Annotated in this window: 13 protein-coding genes; 2 read left to right on the top strand and 11 right to left on the bottom strand. The window is 74.1% G+C overall.

Annotated features, from left to right (window positions below):
- Positions 1 to 7: 7 nt before the first annotated feature.
- Positions 8 to 6,325 (bottom strand): type I polyketide synthase, encoded by a 6,318-nt coding sequence (locus tag ACFP1K_RS23615; protein ID WP_380756941.1) that lies wholly within the window; start codon positions 6,323 to 6,325, stop codon positions 8 to 10.
- Positions 6,326 to 6,415: 90 nt separating this feature from the next.
- Positions 6,416 to 7,828, bottom strand: coding sequence for a helix-turn-helix transcriptional regulator (locus ACFP1K_RS23610; RefSeq protein WP_380756939.1), 1,413 nt, complete (start codon positions 7,826 to 7,828; stop codon positions 6,416 to 6,418).
- Between the two features lie 313 nt (positions 7,829 to 8,141).
- On the opposite strand from ACFP1K_RS23610, the gene ACFP1K_RS23605 reads away from it, so the two are divergent.
- A complete protein-coding gene (locus ACFP1K_RS23605; RefSeq protein WP_380756936.1) occupies positions 8,142 to 8,807 on the top strand; it encodes a HEAT repeat domain-containing protein in 666 nt (221 codons plus the stop codon).
- A gap of 6 nt (positions 8,808 to 8,813) precedes the next feature.
- Positions 8,814 to 9,821: a HEAT repeat domain-containing protein gene (locus ACFP1K_RS23600; protein ID WP_380756933.1), complete on the top strand. Its 1,008-nt coding sequence runs from the start codon at positions 8,814 to 8,816 to the stop codon at positions 9,819 to 9,821.
- A gap of 459 nt (positions 9,822 to 10,280) precedes the next feature.
- Here the strand turns inward: ACFP1K_RS23600 and ACFP1K_RS23595 are convergent, their stop codons facing one another.
- The 9 genes from ACFP1K_RS23595 to ACFP1K_RS23555 all read right to left on the bottom strand — a co-directional run bounded on the left by ACFP1K_RS23595 (position 10,281) and on the right by ACFP1K_RS23555 (position 18,768).
- The gene (locus ACFP1K_RS23595) at positions 10,281 to 10,739 is read right to left on the bottom strand and encodes a cold-shock protein (RefSeq protein ID WP_380756931.1); all 459 of its coding nucleotides are present in this window, start codon (positions 10,737 to 10,739) and stop codon (positions 10,281 to 10,283) included.
- A gap of 479 nt (positions 10,740 to 11,218) precedes the next feature.
- Positions 11,219 to 12,544 (bottom strand): crotonyl-CoA carboxylase/reductase, encoded by a 1,326-nt coding sequence (gene ccrA, locus ACFP1K_RS23590; RefSeq protein ID WP_380756928.1) that lies wholly within the window; start codon positions 12,542 to 12,544, stop codon positions 11,219 to 11,221.
- 61 nt (positions 12,545 to 12,605) lie between these two features.
- On the bottom strand, positions 12,606 to 13,190 hold the full coding sequence (locus ACFP1K_RS23585; RefSeq protein WP_380756926.1) for a GNAT family N-acetyltransferase: 585 nt from the start codon (positions 13,188 to 13,190) through the stop codon (positions 12,606 to 12,608).
- Between the two features lie 31 nt (positions 13,191 to 13,221).
- A complete protein-coding gene (locus ACFP1K_RS23580) occupies positions 13,222 to 14,067 on the bottom strand; it encodes a hypothetical protein (protein ID WP_380756924.1) in 846 nt (281 codons plus the stop codon).
- Positions 14,064 to 14,945, bottom strand: a complete 882-nt coding sequence (locus ACFP1K_RS23575; RefSeq protein ID WP_380756922.1) for a nucleoside-diphosphate kinase — start codon at positions 14,943 to 14,945, stop codon at positions 14,064 to 14,066. The genes ACFP1K_RS23580 and ACFP1K_RS23575 overlap by 4 nt, the downstream gene beginning before the upstream one ends.
- Before the next feature lie 11 nt (positions 14,946 to 14,956).
- On the bottom strand, positions 14,957 to 16,291 hold the full coding sequence (locus ACFP1K_RS23570; RefSeq protein ID WP_380756919.1) for an MFS transporter: 1,335 nt from the start codon (positions 16,289 to 16,291) through the stop codon (positions 14,957 to 14,959).
- Positions 16,288 to 17,352: an amidohydrolase family protein gene (locus ACFP1K_RS23565; RefSeq protein ID WP_380756917.1), complete on the bottom strand. Its 1,065-nt coding sequence runs from the start codon at positions 17,350 to 17,352 to the stop codon at positions 16,288 to 16,290. The genes ACFP1K_RS23570 and ACFP1K_RS23565 overlap by 4 nt, the downstream gene beginning before the upstream one ends.
- Positions 17,349 to 18,092 carry a YqcI/YcgG family protein gene (locus ACFP1K_RS23560; protein WP_380756914.1) on the bottom strand — a complete coding sequence of 248 codons (744 nt, stop codon included), beginning with the start codon at positions 18,090 to 18,092 and terminating at the stop codon, positions 17,349 to 17,351. Before ACFP1K_RS23560 ends, ACFP1K_RS23565 begins: the two co-directional genes overlap by 4 nt.
- Positions 18,082 to 18,768 carry a class I SAM-dependent methyltransferase gene (locus tag ACFP1K_RS23555; RefSeq protein ID WP_380756912.1) on the bottom strand — a complete coding sequence of 229 codons (687 nt, stop codon included), beginning with the start codon at positions 18,766 to 18,768 and terminating at the stop codon, positions 18,082 to 18,084. Before ACFP1K_RS23555 ends, ACFP1K_RS23560 begins: the two co-directional genes overlap by 11 nt.
- Positions 18,769 to 18,795 lie beyond the last annotated feature (27 nt).

The following is an 18,795-nucleotide window of genomic DNA, read 5'->3' as shown; positions in this document are numbered from 1 at the left end:
GTGCCCTTCACGAAAGACGCAGTTCTTTCTCGATGAGCTCGAAGAGCTCGTCGTTCGTCGCCCCGTCGATCTCACCGTCGGACTCGGGGCCGATCTCCGGCTCGATGTCCGGACCGGAGTCCGCCGGTTCCGCGGGGACGAGCCGTTCCCGGAGGTAGGCCGCCACCGCGAGGGGGGTCGGGTGGTCGAACACGAGCGTCGACGGCAGCCGCAGCCCGGTCGCACGGTCCAGCCGGTTGCGCAGCTCGACGCTGCTGAGCGAGTCGAACTCGCCGTCCAGGAATCCCTTGTCCGGCGGCACGGCCTGGATGTCGGTGTGCCCGAGCACGGCCGCTCCCGTCGTCCTGACCAGGTCGAGCAGCCGGTCGAGCTGGTCGGGTTCCTGGCGGCCGAGCAGCTCGGCCGTCAGCGCGTGGCGCGCCGTGTCCGCCGTGTCCGCTGTGTCCGCCGTCTCCGGCTCGGGGGCGAAGGTCCCGCTCGCGTGCCGGACCCACGGTTCGGTGGCGGACCCGCGGGCGTGCACGGTGACCGCGCGGTGCCCGTCGCCGTCGACGGCGCCCACCAGGACCTGAACCTGCACGTCCGCCCCGAGGGGCGTCTCCACGGTGAGCTCCTCGATCCGGAGCCCGCCCGCACGCCGCGCGGCGTGCGCGGCCAGGTCGGCGGCGGCGTCGTCACCGTGCCACGATCCGGGCAGCCGGCCCGCGTGGACGGTGGACCCGTCCGCCAGGTCGATCTCGGCGGTCAGCAGGGGGTGGCCGGTGGTGCTCGTCCCGGCGGCCGGGGCGGGGGTCAGCCAGAAGCGGCTGCGCTGGAAGGCGTACGTGGGCAGGCCGGGCGGCGGCGGGCCCGGCGTCGCCACATCGGCGCGCCAGTCGACGGTCACGCCGGCGGTGTGCAGCTCGGCGAGGGCCGTGCGGAAGGCCAGCGGTTCCGGCCGGCCGCCCCGGGACGCGGCGGTGACCACGAGGTTCCCGCCGGAGCTGAGGGTGTCGAGGGCGAGCGAGGTGAGCGCGCCGCCGGGACCCGCCTCCAGGTAGTCGGTGACGCCGAGCGACCGGAGCGCGGCCACGCCGTCGCGGAACCGGACCGCCCGCCGGATGTGCTCGGCCCAGTAGCCGGGGTCGCGGATCTCGTCCCCGGCCAGGCCGCCGGACACGTTGGAGACCAGCGGCAGGCGCGGCGCCGAGAAGGTGATCCGCTCGGCGACCTCCCGGAACCTGGCCAGGATCGGGTCCATGTGGGACGAGTGGAAGGCGTGGCCGACCTGGAGCATCGTGGCCTGGCGGCCCCGGTCGCGCCAGCGGGCCACGAGTCCGGTGACGGCGTCGCGGTCGCCGGACACCACGACGGAGTCCGGGCCGTTGACGGCGGCGAGGTCCACGGTGCCGCCGATCTCGTCCTCGGTGCCGCGCAGGGCGGCCATCGCGCCGCCGGCAGGTACCGACTGCATGAGCCGGCCCCGGGCGGTGACCAGCGCCGCGGCGTCGGCCAGCGAGAACACCCCGGCGAGGTGCGCGGCGGTCAGCTCGCCGATCGAGTGCCCGATCAGGTGGGTCGGCCGCAGCCCGAACGACTCGGCCAGCCGGAACAGCCCGACCTCGAAGGCGAACAGCGCGGGCTGCGTGTACTCGGTCGTGTCCAGCGCCCCCTGCCCGCCGGTGAACATGACCTCGCGGATCGGCAGGCCGAGGTGCGGGTCCAGGTGCCCGGCGACCTCGGCGAGCGCGTCGGCGAAGACGGGGAACGCGGCGGCCAGCTCACGGCCCATCCCGGCTCGCTGGCTGCCCTGACCGGTGAACATGACGGCCAGCCCGCCCCGGCGCGTGGCGGTCCCGCGCACCAGCCCAGGAAGGTCGGCGCCGTCGGCCAGCGCGGCCAGCCCGTCGTCACGCGAGCCGGTGACCAGCACCGCCCGGTGCTCGAAGAGGGCACGGCCGGTGACGAGAGCCCCGGCGAGCCCGGTGCCGTCCGGATTGTCCGCCAGCCACGCACGTAGCCGGGACGCCTGGCCGCGCAGTGCCTGCTCCGACTTCGCCGAGAGCACCAGCGGCGCGCCGGGGTCGGGAACGTCGCGATGTTCCGGTTCCGGTTCCGGGGCCTGTTCCAGGATCAGATGGGCGTTGGTGCCGCTGATGCCGAACGAGGAGACGGCGGCCCGGCGGGGGCGTCCGGTGCGCGGCCAGGGGGTCGGCTCGGTGACCAGGGCCACGTCCCCCGAGGTCCAGTCGACGTGTGGTGACGGCTGGTCGACGTGCAGGGTCGCCGGGAGGGTGGCGTGCCGGATGGCCTGGACCATCGCCACCAGGCCGGTGACTCCGGCCGCCGCCTGTGTGTGGCCGAGATGGGACTTGGTCGAGCCGAGCAGCAGGGTCCTGTCCCGGTCCTTCCCGTATGTCGCCAGGATCGCCCCCGCCTCGATCGGGTCACCCAGGGTGGTCCCCGTGCCGTGAGCCTCGACCGCGTCGACGTCGCCAGGGCCCAGCCCGGCCGAGGCGAGCGCGGCCCTGATCACCCGCTCCTGCGACGGGCCGCTCGGCGCGGTCAGGCCGTTGGAGGCGCCGTCCTGGTTGACCGCGCTGCCCCGGACCACCGCCAGCACGGGACGGCCCGCACGCCGCGCCACCGACAGGGGCTCCAGCAGGACCAGCCCGGCCGCCTCGGCCCACGCCGTGCCGTCGGCGGCGGCGGCGAACGGCTTGCACCGGCCGTCCGGGGCGAGCCCGCCCTGGCGGCTGAACTCGGTGAACATGCCCGGCGTGGACATGACCGCGGCGCCGCCGGCCACCGCCCGGTCGCACTCGCCGCGCCGCAGCGCCTGCACCGCCAGGTGGATGGCCACCAGCGACGACGAGCACGCGGTGTCGATCGTGATCGCCGGGCCCTCCAGCCCGAGGGTGTACGCGATGCGGCCCGACGCCACGCTGGTCAGGGTGCCGGTGAGGGCGTGGCCCTGGTAGTCGTCGGGGATCTCGTGCAGACGGGGGCCGTACTCCTGCGGGGTGACGCCGGCGAACACCCCGGTACGGCTGCCGCGCTGCGCCGACGGGTCGAGCCCGGCCCGCTCGTACAGCTCCCAGGCCGCCTCCAGCAGCAGCCGCTGCTGCGGGTCCATGACGGCGGCCTCCCGGGGGCTCAGCCCGAAGAAGGCGGCGTCGAACCGGTCGGCGTCGTGCAGGAACCCGCCCGAACCGGTGACCGAGCCGCCCTCACCGCCGAGCCGGGCCAGGTCCCACCCCCGGTTGACGGGGAACCCGCTGATGACGTCCTGGCCGGCGGACAGGACCCGCCACAGGTCCTCGGGCGTTCGCGCGCCACCGGGCCAGCGCCCGCTCATGGCGACGACGGCGATCGGCTCCTCGGTGGCCGTGGAGGCGGCCTCCTCGTGCCGCGTGCCGCCGGCGAGGTGGCCGGCGACGGCCCGGACCGTCGGGTGGTCGTAGACGAGCGAGGGGGACAGCCTCCGGCCGGTGGCCTCGGCGAGCCGCTGCCCGAACTCGACGGCCGCCGCCGAGTCGAACCCGAGGTCCTTGAAGGTCAGGTCGGGGTCGACCTCGTCGCCCGACGAGTAACCGAGGACGAGCGCCGCGCTGGCCGCCACCACCTCACGGAGGTCCACCGGCACGTCTCCGGCGGCGAGTTCGGCGGCTTCTTCGGCGGGGGTCTCGGCGGCTTCTTCGACAGGGACCGGGGCCGTTTCCCTCGCCACAGGAGCATGGGGGGTGAGCCACAGGCCGCGGCGCTGGAAGGGGTAGGTGGGCAGGTCGACGAGGCGGGCGTCCGGGCCTATCAGCCCCGCCCAGCCGACGGCCCCGCCCCCGGAGTGGAGGCGGCCCGCGGAGAGCAGGAACCGGCGCAGCCCGCCGTGGTCGCGGCGGAGGGTCCCGACGGCGAGCACGTTCCCGGCGGTCTCCCGTACCCCGTCCACGAGGAGGGGATGCGGGCTGCTCTCCACGAAGACGTCGTGTCCGCCGGCGACGGCGCTCCGCACGGCCCGGTCGAGCTCGACCGGCTCACGGAGGTTGCGGTACCAGTACTCGGCGGTGAGCCCCGCCGTGTCGAGGGGCTCACCCGTGACGGTGGAGTAGAACGCCACCTCGGCGGTACGCGGCGCGATCCCGGATAGCTCCTCCAGGAGCCGGTCCCGCAGGGGCTCGACGTGCGCCGAGTGCGACGCGTAGTCGACCGGCACGACCCGCGCCCGCACCCCCTCCGCCTGGTAGACGGCGACCAGCTCGGCGACCGCGTCGGCGTCTCCCGAGACGACGGTCGAGGCGGCGCCGTTGACGGCCGCCACGGCCAGCCGGCCCTCGTGACGCGCCAGCCGCTCCCGCACGGCGCTCACCGGGAGCAGCACCGACGCCATCCCGCCGCGCCCGGCGATCGCGGTGATGGCCCGGCCGCGCAGCGCCACCACGGTGGCGGCGTCCTCCAGCGACAGGGCCCCCGCGACGTGCGCCGCCGCGATCTCCCCCTGCGAGTGCCCGATGACCGCGTCGGGCCGCACCCCGGCGGCCTCCCAGAGCCGGGCCAGCGCCACCATGACCGCGAACAGCGCCGGCTGCACCACGTCCACCCGGTCGGCGGGAGGCGTGTCCGGACGGCCGGTCAGCAGGTCGGGGAGCCACCAGCCGGTGTGCGGGGCCAGCGCCTGCGCGGTCTGCTCGATCGACCGCGCGAAGACCGGCGACTCGCGCAGCAGCGCGACGGCCATCCCCGGCCACTGCGACCCCTGCCCGGGGAACACGAACACGGTCCGCCCGCGCGGCACGGCCACGTCCCGCACCAGAGCGGCCGCCTGCGCACCCCTCGCCAGTGCCCGCAGGCCGTCCCTGACCTCGTTTTCGTCCCCGGCCAGCACCGCCCGGTACCGGAACGCCGTCCGCGTCGCCGCGAGCGACAAGGCGACATCCGCGTCGGCCGGAGGGCCGGGCCGCTCCAGCAGCTTCACGACCCCGGCCGCCTGATCCCGCAGCGCCCCTTCACTCGCACCGGACAGCACCCACGGCAGCACCTCCGGCAGCACCCGGGAGGCCTCGGCACCGCGCTCCGGGGCGATCCCCCCGGGCGCCTCGGTGAGCACCACGTGGCAGTTGGTGCCGCCCATGCCGAACGAGCTCACCCCCGCCACGAGCGGGCGGTCCGGGCGGGGCCAGGCCCCACCCGACGTGCGGACCCGGAGGCGGAGCTCGTCGAAAGGGATGGCGGGGTTCGGAGTCTCGTGGTTGAGGCTCGGGGGCAGGTGCCGGTGGCTGACGCACAGGACGGCCTTGAGCAGGCCGACGACGCCCGCCGCGCCCTCCAGGTGGCCGACGTTGGTCTTGGCCGAGCCGACGTGCAGCGGCTCGGCCCTTCCGGTCCCGAGGGCGGCGCCGAGGGCGGCGGCCTCCACCGGGTCGCCGACCTTGGTGCCGGTGCCGTGCAGTTCGACGTACTGGACGTCGGAAGGATCGACACCCGCGCGCGTGACGGCCCGCCGGACGACCTCCGCCTGCGCCTGCGTGCCGGGCACCGTCAGGCCGGAGGTGTGGCCGTCGTGGTTGACCGCGGAGCCGGCGATCAGGGCGTACACGCGGTCGCCGTCCTCCCGGGCCAGGTCGAGCGTCTTGAGGACCAGCGCGACGCCGCCCTCGCCCCGCACGTACCCGTTCGCCCGGGCGTCGAAGGTGTGGCATCGCCCGTCCGGCGACAGCGCGCCGAACCGGCCGGCGGCCACGGCGCCGTCGGTGCCGATGTTGAGGTGGACGCCCGCCGCGATGGCCACCGCCGACTCTCCCGACCTCAGGGTCTCCGCGGCCAGGTGCACCGCCACCAGGGACGACGACTGCGCCGAGTCGACCGTCAGGCTCGGCCCGCGCAGCCCCAGCACGTGCGAGACCCGGTTGGCGATCAGCCCCCGGTTGAGCCCGGTCAGGGTGTGCCGGGTCACGGCGGCCGGGCCGCCGCGGGCGACGAGGGCGGCGTAGTCGGCCGCGATGGCCCCGACGTAGACACCGGCGGAGGTGGCGGCGAGGCGGGCCGGCGGGATCCTGGCGTCTTCCAGCGCCTCCCAGGCCAGTTCCAGGACGAGCCGCTGCTGCGGATCCATCTCCGCCGCCTCACGCGGGGAGATTCCGAAGAACTCGGGGTCGAACCCGTCGAGGTCGCCGAGGAAACCGCCGAACCGGGGCGCGTCCGGCGCCTCCTCCCACCGGCCGGGCGGGGGCGCCGTGATCGCGGAGCGCCCGTCCCGCAGCAGTTCCCAGAACGCCGCCGGATCGGGCGCCTGCGGTAACCGGCAGGCGACGCCGATGACGGCGACCGGCCCGAAATGGCCCACACTCATTTTCGCTCCACATTAGGAACCGGTGGCAAGCTGTTAATAGATTCGCCAACCGGCCCCTAATGCAGTACCCCTAAAAACCCCTAAGCGAAGTCAGTCCAAAAACACCGGAAGATCGGCCCGGCGGGACACACCGAGCTTTCGGTAAATGCGGGTGAGATGCTGTTCGACGGTGCTCACCGTAACGAAGAGTTCCCCGGAGATCTGCCGGTTGGTCTGCCCCCGCGCGGCCAGCGTGGCCACCCGCCGCTCGGCCTCGCTCAGGCCGGCCCCCGGCGCCGGGCCGGGACGCTCCTGCGGCGAGCCCCCGCAGGACCGCAGCAGTTGCCGCGACCGCCGCTCCGCCGCACGGGCCCTCGGCCCGTCCCCCAGCTCGGAGTACGCCGAGCCCGCGTCGGCCAGGGCGTGCGCCAGTTCGAGCGTGTCCTGGACGGACTGGAGCGTCTCCACCGCCTGCTCCAGCGCCTCGGGCCGTTCCGTCAGGGGCAGCGTGGCGGCCCGCAGCCGGAGGGCGATCCCCCGCGTACGGGTGTGCTCCGCCCTGGCCAGTTGCTCCTCGGCCAGTCGCCGCGCCTCACCCGTGCGGCCGAGCTGGAGCAGCGCGCGCACGGCGCCGAGCCGCCACGCGGCGACGCCCGGCAGGTCGATCCCCCAGCCGCGCATGAACTCGCCGCAGGCCAGGAAGTCGGCCAGGGCGGCGTCGGCGGCCCCCGCGGCCAGCCGGTAGGTGCCGCGCGCGTTCAGGTAGTGCAGCCCGACCGGAGTCTGGAACATGGCGTCCAGGACGGGCACGGCCAGGTAGCGCGCGGCGTCCTCGAGTTTGCCGAGGGCGGTCTTGGCGATCGTCATGGCCGCCAGCGGCGTGCCGAGCGCCACCCCCCAGGACCCCATCGGCAGGTGGGAGAAGGCGTTGCGCGCGCACCGCTCGGCGTCCTTGACCCGGCCCTGCCGGATCGCGGTCTCGGCCCTGATGGCGGCGAACGCCCCCTGCCAGTAGGGATCGCAGTGGCTGGTCGTCTGCTCCAGCAGCGGTTCGCACCAGCGGGCGGCGAGGTCGGCGCGGTCGGCGTACACGAGCGTGGCCAGCGCGGACACCAGCGACTCCAGCCCGGACTCCCCCATCGGGCACGCGCGCAGCACCTGATCGGCCCGCGCGACCGCCGCGGCCGAGTCGTGCCCGGCGAAGTAGGCCGCCAGCACGCTCAGCCCCTCCAGCCCGGTGCTGACCTCGAACGACGGAACCGCGGGCGGCGACGGCACGAGGCCGGACAGGCCCGGATACCAGCAGCGCACCCAGTCGGCCAGTTCCAGGAACGATCCGGCGTCGCGGGACTCCCGCAGATGGCGCGCGGCCTCGCGGGTGCGCCCGCGCAGCAGCATCAGCCGCACCGACGAGGGGGTGACGATTTCCGGACGCGACCGGCCGAGCCATTCGTCGACGATTGTCGCGACTTTCGCCGAGAACTGCTCGTCCGCGGACGCGTCCGCGAATAACTCGCGAATCAATTCGAGCGGTTCCGCCCGCCGATCTATTGCGAATCGATGGTCCACAAATTCCATTCAAGGCTCCGCTGGAAGATATAGCAGCGGTCAGCCGGCCACAAGGTCAACGCCCTTCTCCAGCCGCCGTCACCGTCGTCCGCGAGCCGAGATCGGCGCCGGCCGTCAACCCGCGCCAATAACCTATATTTCCTACTAAGTAACCATAAAATAAGCCCACCGTCAACCGCGTCTCGCCCGCCGAGGGCCGGTCCGCGCGTCGCCCGCTTGACCTTGACACTGTGACAAGGTCTTCACTGGTGTCAGGGAGGTGGTCCCGATGACCATGCCGAAAGAGGACACGAACACGGCGCGAGCCCTTCAAGGGCTGGAGGGCAGCTCGTCGGCGCGGCTGCGGGCGGCGCTGACGCTCGGCACGAGCCCGGACCCGCGGTTCGTCGACAAGCTCATCGAGCGATGCGCGATCGAGCCCGACTTCTACGTGCGCGACATGCTCACGTGGGCGCTCACCCGCCACCCGGCGTCGCTGACGGTCCCGAAGCTCGTCGACGAGCTCCGGTCGGAGCGCGCGCAGGCACGGAGCCAGGCGCTGCACACGCTGTCCAAGATCGGGGATCGGCGGGCGTGGCCGGCGATCACACATGCGCTTCTGACCGACGCCGACGACGAGGTGGCGCGGAGCGCCTGGCGGGCGGCGGTCGTCCTCGTGCCCGAGGGGGAAGAGTCCGAGCTGGCAGGAGTGCTGGCGACGCAGCTCGGGCGCGGCGGGCGTGAGACGCATCTGAGCCTCAGCCGGGCGCTGATCGCGCTCGGCGAGGTGATCACGCCGACACTGCGCGCCGCGACGGCGGATCCCGACCCTCGCGTGCGCCGGCACGCGATCGCCACGGAGCGGCTGTCGCGCGACCCGGACGCCGGATTCGAGTTCGCGGTCGAGGAGGCGAAGCGCGTCGTCGCCCTCGGCACGACCGGCCAGGAGGAGTGACAGGCGATGTTGATCGGTGACGTGGCACGACGGTCCGGGGTCAGCGCCCGCATGCTCAGGCACTACGACTCGCTCGGCCTGCTGCGGCCGACGGGCCGTACCGAGGCGGGCTACCGGGAGTACTCCGGCGAGGACATCCGGCGGATCTTCCACATCGAGAGCCTGCGGTCGCTGGGGCTGTCGCTGCGTGAGGTCGGGCGCGCGCTCGACGATCCCGGCTTCACGCCGTCGGAACTCGTCGACGACCTCGTCCGCCGGACGCGGGAACGCATCGCCGGCGAGACGGAGCTGCTCACCCGGCTGCTCCGGATCGGTGCCGCGGAACCCGCCGGCTGGGAGGACGTCCTCCAGATCGTCGCGCTCCTCCAGGGCCTGGGGTCGGAGAGCGCCGGGAAGCGCCAGCGCGCGGCCCTGTCCTCGGCCGAAGAGGTTCCGGTGCCGGTGGAGGCCCTGGTCGAGGCGGTGCTGAGCGAGACGGACCCGAACGTCGCCGGAGCCCTCCGCTGGGCTCTGGCGCGATCGGGCGAGGGCGGCCTGGCCCTGCTGGCGGAGGGCCTGGGCTCACCGGCGGCCGACGTGCGGCAACGTGCCGTCCAGTCCATCGCCGAGATCCCCGACGGCGAGGCGACCGCCCTTCTGCGAGGCGCCCTCACCAACCCCGACATCGTGGTCCGCAGAGGCGCGGCCCTGGCACTCGGCGCACGTGGAGTGCCCGACGCGATCCCGGCACTCATCGACATGATCGTCGAGGGTTCGAACGACGTCGACGCGGCCGACACCCTGAGCGCCCTGGCGAGCGATCCCGCACTGGAGGATCAGATCGCCACCGGCCTCGTCGACCGCCTCACCCACGGCCCCACCGAATCATCCACCCGCCGACGACTGGCACAGGCCCTAGCGGACATCCCAGGCTCCACGACATCACGCGCCCTCACGGCCCTGTCACACGACGAGGACCGCGCCGTCGCACTCACCGCGACATACGTCCTCGGACTGCGCGGCGAACACCCCTAGACCTGGTCGCTCCACGAGGACTCCCGGCCCTCCGGGTACCGGCGGCGGCGCCGGGTGACGGCCCGGTAGGAGAACAAGAAGTGATCAACCCCTTCCCGCACCGAGGCGATCACAGCGGAGCGCTATGAGCCCGGCAGGCCCGGGGGTGCGGGGGTGTCCCCCGCGCAGGAACAGCCCTTGCGGCCTCCGCGCGAAGCGCGCGCCCTCTGCAAGGACCATTTCCACCGGCGCCAACACACAAGTGAGCCGCCATACGACGAGCCGAATCCACCACCCGTCAGCGCCATCCATCCCGTTCGCCGGCCCTTGGACGGCGCCACCACGACGGATCACCGTACGGCGAGACCGGCGCCGCCGTGCGTCCGGCGTACGGCGAAGACGGCGAGTGCCGGGCGGGTAGGCGGCACCTCGCGTCCCGCCGGGCCGGTGTGAGTGGGGCGGCGGGACGGAGGTGGGAGGTTAGCCTTCGGTCCAGCCGTGGCTGTGGGCCAGGTCTGCCACTACCGTGCGGATGCGGAGGATCTGGTCGGCGGTGAGGGTGGGGACCGCGGTCAGGACGGCCTCGGTGACCTCCTGGGTGAGTTCCCTCACGGAGAGGACGTCGCAGAAGCCGGCGTCGCCGGCGGGGCGGTCCACGTCGCGCGGGACCATCGGGACGGACGGGACGCCCGAGACCGGCGGGACGTGCGGGAGAGGGGCGGGGCCGCCGGCGGGGCGGTCCAGGAGGCGGACTCTGGAGGCCTTGGGGCCCTTGCCGCCGTTCTCCAGCATGAATTCGACCCTCGAATCGACTGTGATGAGACGCTTGTCGCCGTTCAGATCATTGACGTGCATGAAGACGTCCTCGCCACCGGTATCGGGGGCGATGAAACCGTAACCGCGGAATTCGTCGAAGCTTATTACTCTACCAGTTACCATGACCACACCTAACGGAACCACGTTCCCTCTGTCGGGAACCCCAACCAGGAAGGACGCTCCGGCACCAGGCCGGTCGCGCCGCCTATTCCGGCGATTCTCTCGCCATTCGCACCACCGGGAACCACCACCGTCGGCAGCGCCTCCCTCGCCATCCGGCCATGACCGGCCGGAAACGATTTCACCCGGCTCATGGCGCGTTCTCACCGAATTTTTGAGATCAAATGTCCTACCGCGCTATTTCCGGCCTCCGTTCCCAGCACCTTGACTGCGGCGGCCCGCGACATCGCACCCCGCGGACCGCACGGGAGCGTGATCACGTGTCCCTCGACGCCGCCCCCTGCCCCGGCATCGCCCCGTCACACCCCCGGCACGAACACAAGGATACGCGCGTCGCCGCCGCGATGACCGCCCTCACCCCACATCGTCGCAGCCAGGCCGCCCGGGGTGGTGGACCGCCCGTGGCGGCGTGCCGGTGATCCTCAGGGCGTGTCGCGGAACAGGCGCAGGCGGGGCTCGCCGACGCGGTCGCGCATGGCCGGGTCGTCCACGCCGAGGCCCTCGCGGGGGGCCAGGCACAGGACGCCGACCTTGCCGACGTGTTCGTTGAGCTGGACGGCGCGGGCGGCCTTCGCGACGTCGGGGAGGGGGTGGACGGCGGAGAGCGTGGGGACGATCATGCCGAGGGAGAGCAGGCGGGTGGCCTCCCAGGTCTCCTGGTAGTTGGCGGCGTGGCTGCCGATGACCCGCTTCAGCGACATCCACAGGTAGCGGTTGTCGTACTCGTGCAGGTAGCCGCCGCTGGAGCCGCAGGTGACGACCACGCCGCCGCGGCGGGCCACGTAGACCGAGGCGGCGAAGGTGGGGCGGCCGATGTGCTCGAACACGATGTGCGGGTCCTCGCCGGCCAGGCGGCGGATCTCGCGGCCGAGGGCGCGCCAGCCCGCGACGGTGCCGGGGCCGTCGCCGTCCCCGAGGCCGAGCGCGGCCCGGTCGATCACGTGGTCGCAGCCCAGGCGGGAGACCAGCTCGGCCTTGCGCGCGGAGCCGACCACGGCGACGGGCACGCCGCCGCCGTTGCGCACCAGCTGCACTGCGTACCCGCCGAGGCCTCCGGCGGCACCCCAGATCAGGACCACGTCGCCCTGCTTCATGACGGCGCCGCGCGGGCCGGCCAGCATGCGGTACGCGGTGCCGAGGCACAGGGTGTTGCAGGCGGCCTCCTCCCAGGTCAGGTGGCGGGGCTTGGGCAGCAGCTGGGTGGCGCGGACGACCGCGAAGTGGGCCAGCCCGCCGAAGTTGGTCTCGAAGCCCCAGGCCCGCTGGTCGGCCGCCATCATGCCGTCGGCGTGCACGGCCGGGTCGTGCTCGTCGACGTGCACCGGGGAGACCACGACCCGGTCCCCCGGCGCCCAACGGCGCACCCCGGCGCCGGCGCGCACCACCACCCCGGAGGCGTCGGAGCCGATGACGTGGTACGGCAGGTCGTGCCGCGCCCCGGCGGGCCCGGTGCGGGCGAATGCCTCCAGGAAGCGGAACGTCGGCACCGGCTCGAACATGGCCGACCAGACGGTGTTGTAGTTGATCGCACCGGCCATGACCGCGATCAGCACCTCGCCGGGCAGCGGCTCGGGCAGCGCCACCTCGCCGACCCGGATGGAGCGGGTGACGTCCTTGTCGCGCGCGGCGGCGAACATCCCGGTGTCGGACCTGCGAAGGTACGCCGCGAGGGTGCGCTCCGGCGGCTCACACGCGAGCAGCTCCGCCCCGGACGCCCCGGCGAGCACTGCCTCCGCGAGCGCGCTCATCCGGCACGCCCCGTACCCGCGAACGCGCCGGTCCCCTGCGCCCCGTCCCTGGCGGGGCCGGTCACGCCGTGCCTCCCGCCGCCGCCTGCCCGGACGCGGCCGGTTCCGCCCAGTCGGCGCGGGTGACGGCGTACATGGCGAGGTCGCGGTACTCGCCGTCCCGGTACAGCGCGCCGCGCAGGATGCCCTCGTGGCGCATGCCGGCCTTCGCGACCGAGCGGCGGGAGGCCTCGTTGCCGCAGTCGGTGTAGCCGTCGACGCGGTTGGCGTCGGTGGTGGCGAACAGCCAGCCGATCAGCAGGCGCATCGCCTCGGTGCCGTAGCCCTGGCCGCGGGCGGCGGGCAGCAGTTCGCGGCCGACGCGCCAGGCCCGGGAGCGGGTGTCGTCCTTCTGGCCGTAGTAGACGGGTTTCCAGACGATGTCGCCGACGGGCCGCTCGTCGGCCAGCCGGACGATCAGCAGGATGCCGCCGTCGCCGGAGACCAGCGGGCCGCTCTCCAGCCGCTGGGCGACGGTGCGGGGCCGCCGCACGCCCGCGTTCCACCGGCTGCGCGCCTGCGGCATCGACCACTCGTCGATCACGGGCTGGTCGTCCACCCGGGGCAGCCGCAGCCGTACGAGATCACCGGCAGGCCAGTCCTCCATGCCTTGTCCTCCTCCTCAAGGGGTGTGCGTGTCAGCCGAGCGCCGCGAGGCTGCGCCAGGCCTCGTCCCACAGGGGGTCGCCGTGTTCGGCGCGCAGCCGGGCCGCCGCGGCGAGCCGGTCCAGCGCCGCCCCGGCGATCTCCAGGCGCAGCACGTCGTCGGCGCTGGACATCATCAGCGCCAGGTCCGACGACCGCACCGGGATGTCCAGGTGAGCGCGTTCCAGCACGGCCAGGCCGGGCGCGATCTTCTTGACGGAACCGGCGACCCGGCCGTACATGCTGAGCGTCGCGATGCCGACGCCCGAGGTCACGGCGTTCATCAGGGACAGGAACCCGAGGCGGTCCCCCGCCCCGGCCAGCATGCGGGCCCGCTTCAGGTGCCCGGCCGCCGAGATGTGGTAGAGCGCGAACACGGCGGTGGGCAGCCGGTCCAGCCGCAGCCCGGCGCGCAGCTCGGCGACGTAGTCGTGCCCGTCCACCGGGGTGCCGGTGTGGATGCGGTGCAGCAGGACGACCTCCAGGGGTTGCAGGGCGGGCGCTCGGGTGGCCGACAGCGGCGCCGCCAGCGGGGCGGCGGTGCGGCGCACGGCCTCGGCGGACACGGTGACGACGTTCACCTCCTCCTCGCCCGCCCAGCCGATCCAGCTCTCGCCGAAGGTGTTGGTCATGCTGACCGCGCCGGCGTGGCCGATGGCGCGCGGGACGTCGGCGTCGCGGTCGAACAGGCCGAGGAAGTCGGTGTCGGAGCCGGGGTAGTCGTCCTCGGTGCGCGAGCCGACGAGCAGCACGGCCCGCGCCCCGGCGAGCCCGAACTGCGCCCTCAGCTCGGCCAGCGGGATCACGTCGAAGTGCGTGGGGGACGCCACGGCGATCACGCGGCCTTCGGGGGGAAGTAGGCGGAGGTCAGCAGGACCAGCTCCTCCCAGTGGTCGCGGGGCAGGCCGAGCCCGGCGAGGGCGGTGAGGTAGCGCCGTTCCGGCAGGGTCGGCAGCCCCGGCCGCCAGTCGGCGTGCAGCAGGCCGTGCGCGGGGTGCGCCTCGCCGCCGCGGAGGCCGTCCGCGATCAGGGCGCCGAGGCCGGGCTCGGCCAGGGTGCCCCGGGCGGTCGCCTCGCGGGCGGTGGCGCGGCCCCGCTCGGACAGGTCGTGCCAGGCGGCGCCCGCCACCCGGGAGCGGTGGCCGGCGAGCACCTCGGGGAAGCCGCGGGTCTCGGCGGGGCCGGACGCCAGCAGGTCGCACACGGCGTGCGCGGCGGTCTCGTCGGTGCCGGCGGCGGCGTCGCCGCGCGGCGGGGCGTCCGCCGAGACGGGGGCGGTGAACAGCAGGCCGGCCTCCCGCACGGAGACCTCGGGCTGGTCGGCGGCGTGCATGAAAGCCAGCATCGAGTTGATGCCGCCGAGGTCGCGGCGGATGGTGCCGGGCGCCGCCTTGTTGGGGTCGGTGGCGCCCTTGAGGAGCTTGAGCCGCCGGTGGGCGTCCTCCTCGCCGCCGGTCACGTCCTCCATGACGAGGCCGATGACGGGGCCGGACAGGAACAGCTTGTCCAGCAGCCGGTAGAAGTAGGCGTCCCACACCGACTTGATCTGCTCGGCGTACACCTCGTCGAGCTGCTCGGGGGCCACGGTGAGCAGCTCGAAGTACGCGATCCGGTAGCCGGCGCCCTCGATGCGGCGCAGCACCTCGGTGTGCCGGTGGGTGGCGATCGCGTCCGGCATGACGAGCGTGAAGACGGACCTGTCCCAGGGGTGTGCCATCGTTGTTCCCTTCACGCCTGGTCCCGGCCGGGGGCAGGCTCCGGATCGCGGCGCCGGTCCGCCTCGGGGGCGGGTTCCGGTTCGTGCTGGAGGACGAGGGTGCGCACGCTGCGGGCCCGCATGACGACCAGGCAGAGCACGGCGACGGCGGCGCCGGTCCACAGCGCGGCGCCGCGCGGCCCGAGGGCGGCGGCCAGCGGGCCGAACACCAGCGTGCCGAGCGGCATCAGGCCGTGGAACGACAGGAAGACGACGCTGCCGACCCGGCCGAGCAGGTTGCCCGGCACCTGCTGCTGGAGCAGGCTCGGGTAGGTCGAGTTGAAGAAGTGCAGGCCGAGGCCGTACGCGACGGCCATGAGGTACGCCGCCGGGCTCTGGCCGATCACGCCGACCAGCGCCAGCGCCAGGGCCATCAGCACGAGCATGCTCATCATCGTCGGGCCCGCCCGGGTGATGGTGAGCCGGGTGAGGATCACCGCGCCGATCAGCGCGCCGGCGCCCTGGAGGCTGTAGTACAGGCCGAGGTACTGCGCCTGGCCGGTGCCCTCCGGCGCGAGGATCAGCGGCACGGCGACGTCCAGGTTGCCGGTGAACACCGCGTTGGCGACCGCGCCGGTCAGGCTGACGACCAGCAGCCAGCGCAGGCCGCTGACGTACTTGAACCCCTCGGCGGCTTCGGCGAGGACGTTCTTGCGGGGGGCGCCCTCGGTGTCCCGGGCGGGGCGGGCGTGCCTGATCATGGCGATGAGCACGGCGGACAGCAGGAACGTGGCGGCGTCGAACGCGAACGTGGGCTCGGGGCCGTACCAGCCGAGCAGGAAGCCGCCGAGGGTGGGGCCGAGGATGACGCCGACCTGGCGGCTGATCGAGGTGGCCGAGTTGGCCTGGACCAGCTTCTCCTTCTTCACGATCTCGGTGAGGAAGGCGAACGAGGTGGGGTTGAAGAAGCCGTCGCCGATGCCGATGAGCAGCGCCAGCAGGATGATCACTGTCACGCTCTGGGAGGTGGCGACGGCCACGGTGATGGTGGCCAGCGCGGCGAATCTGAACAGGTCGGCGGCGATGAGGACGTGCTTGCGTGAGCGCACCCGGTCGCCGGTGACCCCGCCGACCAGGTAGAAGACCAGAGGCGGCACCAGCAGCGCGGTGGTGGCGAGGGCCAGCGTGGCGGCCGAGCGGCTGACCGTGATGATGTAGGTGACGAACGCCACGCGGAAGGTGTAGTCGCCGACCAGCGACAGGGTGGTGGCGAACCAGTACAGCCGGAACTCCCGCTCGGCCAGCGGCCCGAACCGCGCGGCGAGCCCGGGGCCGCGGCGCGGCGGGGGCGCCTCGGCGGCGCTCACGCGGCCCCCCGTCCGGGCGCCTCGGCCAGGCGGGGTACGAACCTGCGGGTGTTGTCCCGCAGCGCGTCGCGCGGGCACAGCTCGCCGAACGCCTCCAGCCACTCGCCGGCGCGCACGGTGTCCCAGTGCGGGTAGTCCGAGCCGAACACCACGTTGCCGGTGCCGAGTTCCCGCACCGCCCAGGCCGCGTACCGCTCCCCCGGGTCCGGCGCCACCGCGACGTGCCCGGCGAACACGGCGCTCGGCACGGCGCGGCCGTGGTCGAGGCGGCGGACGTGGCCGTCCAGGCGCTCCAGGAACGGCGGGATCCAGCCGACGCCGGACTCCAGCATGACCACGCGCAGCCCCTCCGGCAGGCCGTCGGGGCGGGTCAGCAGGTCGGCGAGCGCGATCATCTGCTCGCCCATGTGGCCGAGGGCGTGGGTGAGGGTGTAGTCGGCGTAGGCGTCGGCGAGGGGGGACCACTGGTGGCAGCCGGTGCCGCCGTGCACGAACAGCGCGAGGCCGTGCGCGGCGAGGGCTTCGAGGACGGGGGTGAAGGCGGGGTCGCCGAGGCGGGCCTCGCGGGTGCGGGCGGTGGGGCGGATCGTCGCGCCGACCAGGTAGGGGTCGTCGCGGTGGCGGTGCACCTCGGCCAGGCTCCACGCCGGGTCCTCGGCGGACAGCAGGATCGTCCAGCGCAGGTCGAGCTCGGACTTGGCGCAGGCCTGGGCGGCGAGCTCGTCGTAGCGGGCGGCGAGGCCCACCCTGTCGTCCGGGCCGGGAACGGCCTGGAAGGACAGGCCGACGAAGCCGGGCTGGAGCACGGCGGTGGCGATGCCGTTGGCGGCCATGAACGGCGCCCGGTCGGCGTCGTGTCCCGGCCCGATGAGGTGGCCGAGGCCGCTGGGGTTGCCCTGGCCGGTGCCGGTGGGCTTGGGGAACAGCAGGTCGCCGATGCGCAGCAGCCGCCGGTCCTCGTGGGTGACGACCCGGGGGGCGCCGGGGGCGTCCCCGGCCCACAGGCCGGGCTCGTGGTCGCTGAAGTGCGTGTCGCAGTCGAGCAGATCCGGCGTCGTCATGGCGTGTCTCCCGTGGTGTCGGCGAGATGACCCGGGAACGGGCACCCGTCCTCGGGCAGGATCGTCTGGTCGTCGGGCAGGACGTACTGGCGCCACTTGTGGGTGGAGGAGCCGCCCGCGTCCCCGAGGTGCGGATGCGGCGGCACCGGGTCGTAGCCGCTAAGCCGGGCCCGGATGCGCCGCTTGGCGGCCCGGCCCGCCGGGGTGGCGCCGCTCAGGCCGGTGAACACGCGGCGGGTCTGGAACACCAGCGTCAGGCACGGGGCCCGGCGGCTGCCGCGGCGGGCGTAACCGGGGCTCAGCGCGAACACGAACCACGGCTCGCCGCCGTAGCACCACTGCCAGCGGGGGTCCGCCGGGTCGTCCGGGACCTCCTCCGGCCATTCGCGGTCGTCCAGCCGGGACAGGTCTCCCAGCAGGTGCCAGAAGCGGCGGCGGTCCTCGGCCAGGCGACGGTCGGGGGCGGCCAGGTGGGCCGGGGCGGGCGGGCCGTCGAAGACGATCAGGGACTGGCGGGGCGGGCCGGTGCGGGCGCGGACCTTGAAGTCGTCCAGGGCGGCGGCGAGGGCCCGCACGCCGTGCCGGGCGGGGTCGCGGCGGTCCAGGGCCGCGTAGGTGTTGTCGCCGGCCCGGTGGGCGCGCACGCCGAAGTCGCACGGGTAGGCGTCGTCGCCGAGCGTGCGCTCGAACGCCGCCCGCACCGCCGGGAGCCAGTCCGTCGCGGGTGTGTCACGTGTCATCGGCGCTCGCCTCGAACAGCAGGTGCCAGTGGTAGGAGCCGGGGGCGGCGTGTTCGCGGTCGGCCAGTTCGAGCAGGCGCATTCCGCGGTGGGTGCGCAGGATGTCGTGCTCGTCGCTGAACAGGTGGGGGTGGCGCTTGTCCTCGGGGCCGTCCTCCTGGACGTAGGTGTTGGGGCTGATCTCCACGCCCCTGCCGTACTGCGCGTTGCGCTTGGAGATCATGGTGGCCTGGTAGAGGCCCCCGGGGCGCAGCACGCGCCTGACCTCGGCCAGCACGCGGGCCAGTACGTCCTCGTCGCCGTGGTAGACGACGTTCCAGGCCAGGACGTGGTCGAACGACGCGGCGGCGAACGGCAGCCGGGTGAAGTCGCCGGTGTGGTAGGTGATCGGGAGTCCCTCGGCGGCGGCGCGGCGGCGCGCCTCGGCGACGGCGTGCTCGCTGCGGTCCAGCCCGGCGGTGGTCAGGCCCGCGCGGGCGAACGCCTCGGCGTGCCGTCCGGGGCCGCAGCCGAGGTCCAGCGCGGTGCGCGCGCCGCGCGTCCGCAGCCTTTCCGCCGTCTCGACCACCCAGGGTTCGGGCACCAGCCAGCCGGCCCGGCCCTGTTCGGTCCGCCACTGGGCGTCCCAGTGCCGGTACGCGGTCGCGGTCCCGTCCGCGTCGCCGTCCCGTGTCACGTCCCACCTCCTCGTCGATGCCGTCCG

Origin of the sequence: Sphaerisporangium aureirubrum, assembly GCF_042658925.1 — a bacterium.
Taxonomy (GTDB): domain Bacteria; phylum Actinomycetota; class Actinomycetes; order Streptosporangiales; family Streptosporangiaceae; genus Sphaerisporangium; species Sphaerisporangium aureirubrum.
Note: the sequence above shows the minus strand (reverse complement) of the source record. Positions and strands in the feature narration are given on the sequence as shown.

What these genes read in the sequence shown, in the direction of transcription:
- ACFP1K_RS23615 (WP_380756941.1), bottom strand. Translation starts at nt 6,325, where the DNA reads ATGAGTGTGGGCCATTTCGGGCCGGTCGCCGTCATCGGCGTCGCCTGC.
- ACFP1K_RS23605 (WP_380756936.1), top strand. Translation starts at nt 8,142, where the DNA reads ATGACCATGCCGAAAGAGGACACGAACACGGCGCGAGCCCTTCAAGGG.
- ACFP1K_RS23600 (WP_380756933.1), top strand. Translation starts at nt 8,814, where the DNA reads ATGTTGATCGGTGACGTGGCACGACGGTCCGGGGTCAGCGCCCGCATG.
- ACFP1K_RS23595 (WP_380756931.1), bottom strand. Translation starts at nt 10,739, where the DNA reads ATGGTAACTGGTAGAGTAATAAGCTTCGACGAATTCCGCGGTTACGGT.
- ccrA (WP_380756928.1), bottom strand. Translation starts at nt 12,544, where the DNA reads ATGAGCGCGCTCGCGGAGGCAGTGCTCGCCGGGGCGTCCGGGGCGGAG.
- ACFP1K_RS23585 (WP_380756926.1), bottom strand. Translation starts at nt 13,190, where the DNA reads ATGGAGGACTGGCCTGCCGGTGATCTCGTACGGCTGCGGCTGCCCCGG.
- ACFP1K_RS23575 (WP_380756922.1), bottom strand. Translation starts at nt 14,945, where the DNA reads ATGGCACACCCCTGGGACAGGTCCGTCTTCACGCTCGTCATGCCGGAC.
- ACFP1K_RS23565 (WP_380756917.1), bottom strand. Translation starts at nt 17,352, where the DNA reads ATGACGACGCCGGATCTGCTCGACTGCGACACGCACTTCAGCGACCAC.
- ACFP1K_RS23560 (WP_380756914.1), bottom strand. Translation starts at nt 18,092, where the DNA reads ATGACACGTGACACACCCGCGACGGACTGGCTCCCGGCGGTGCGGGCG.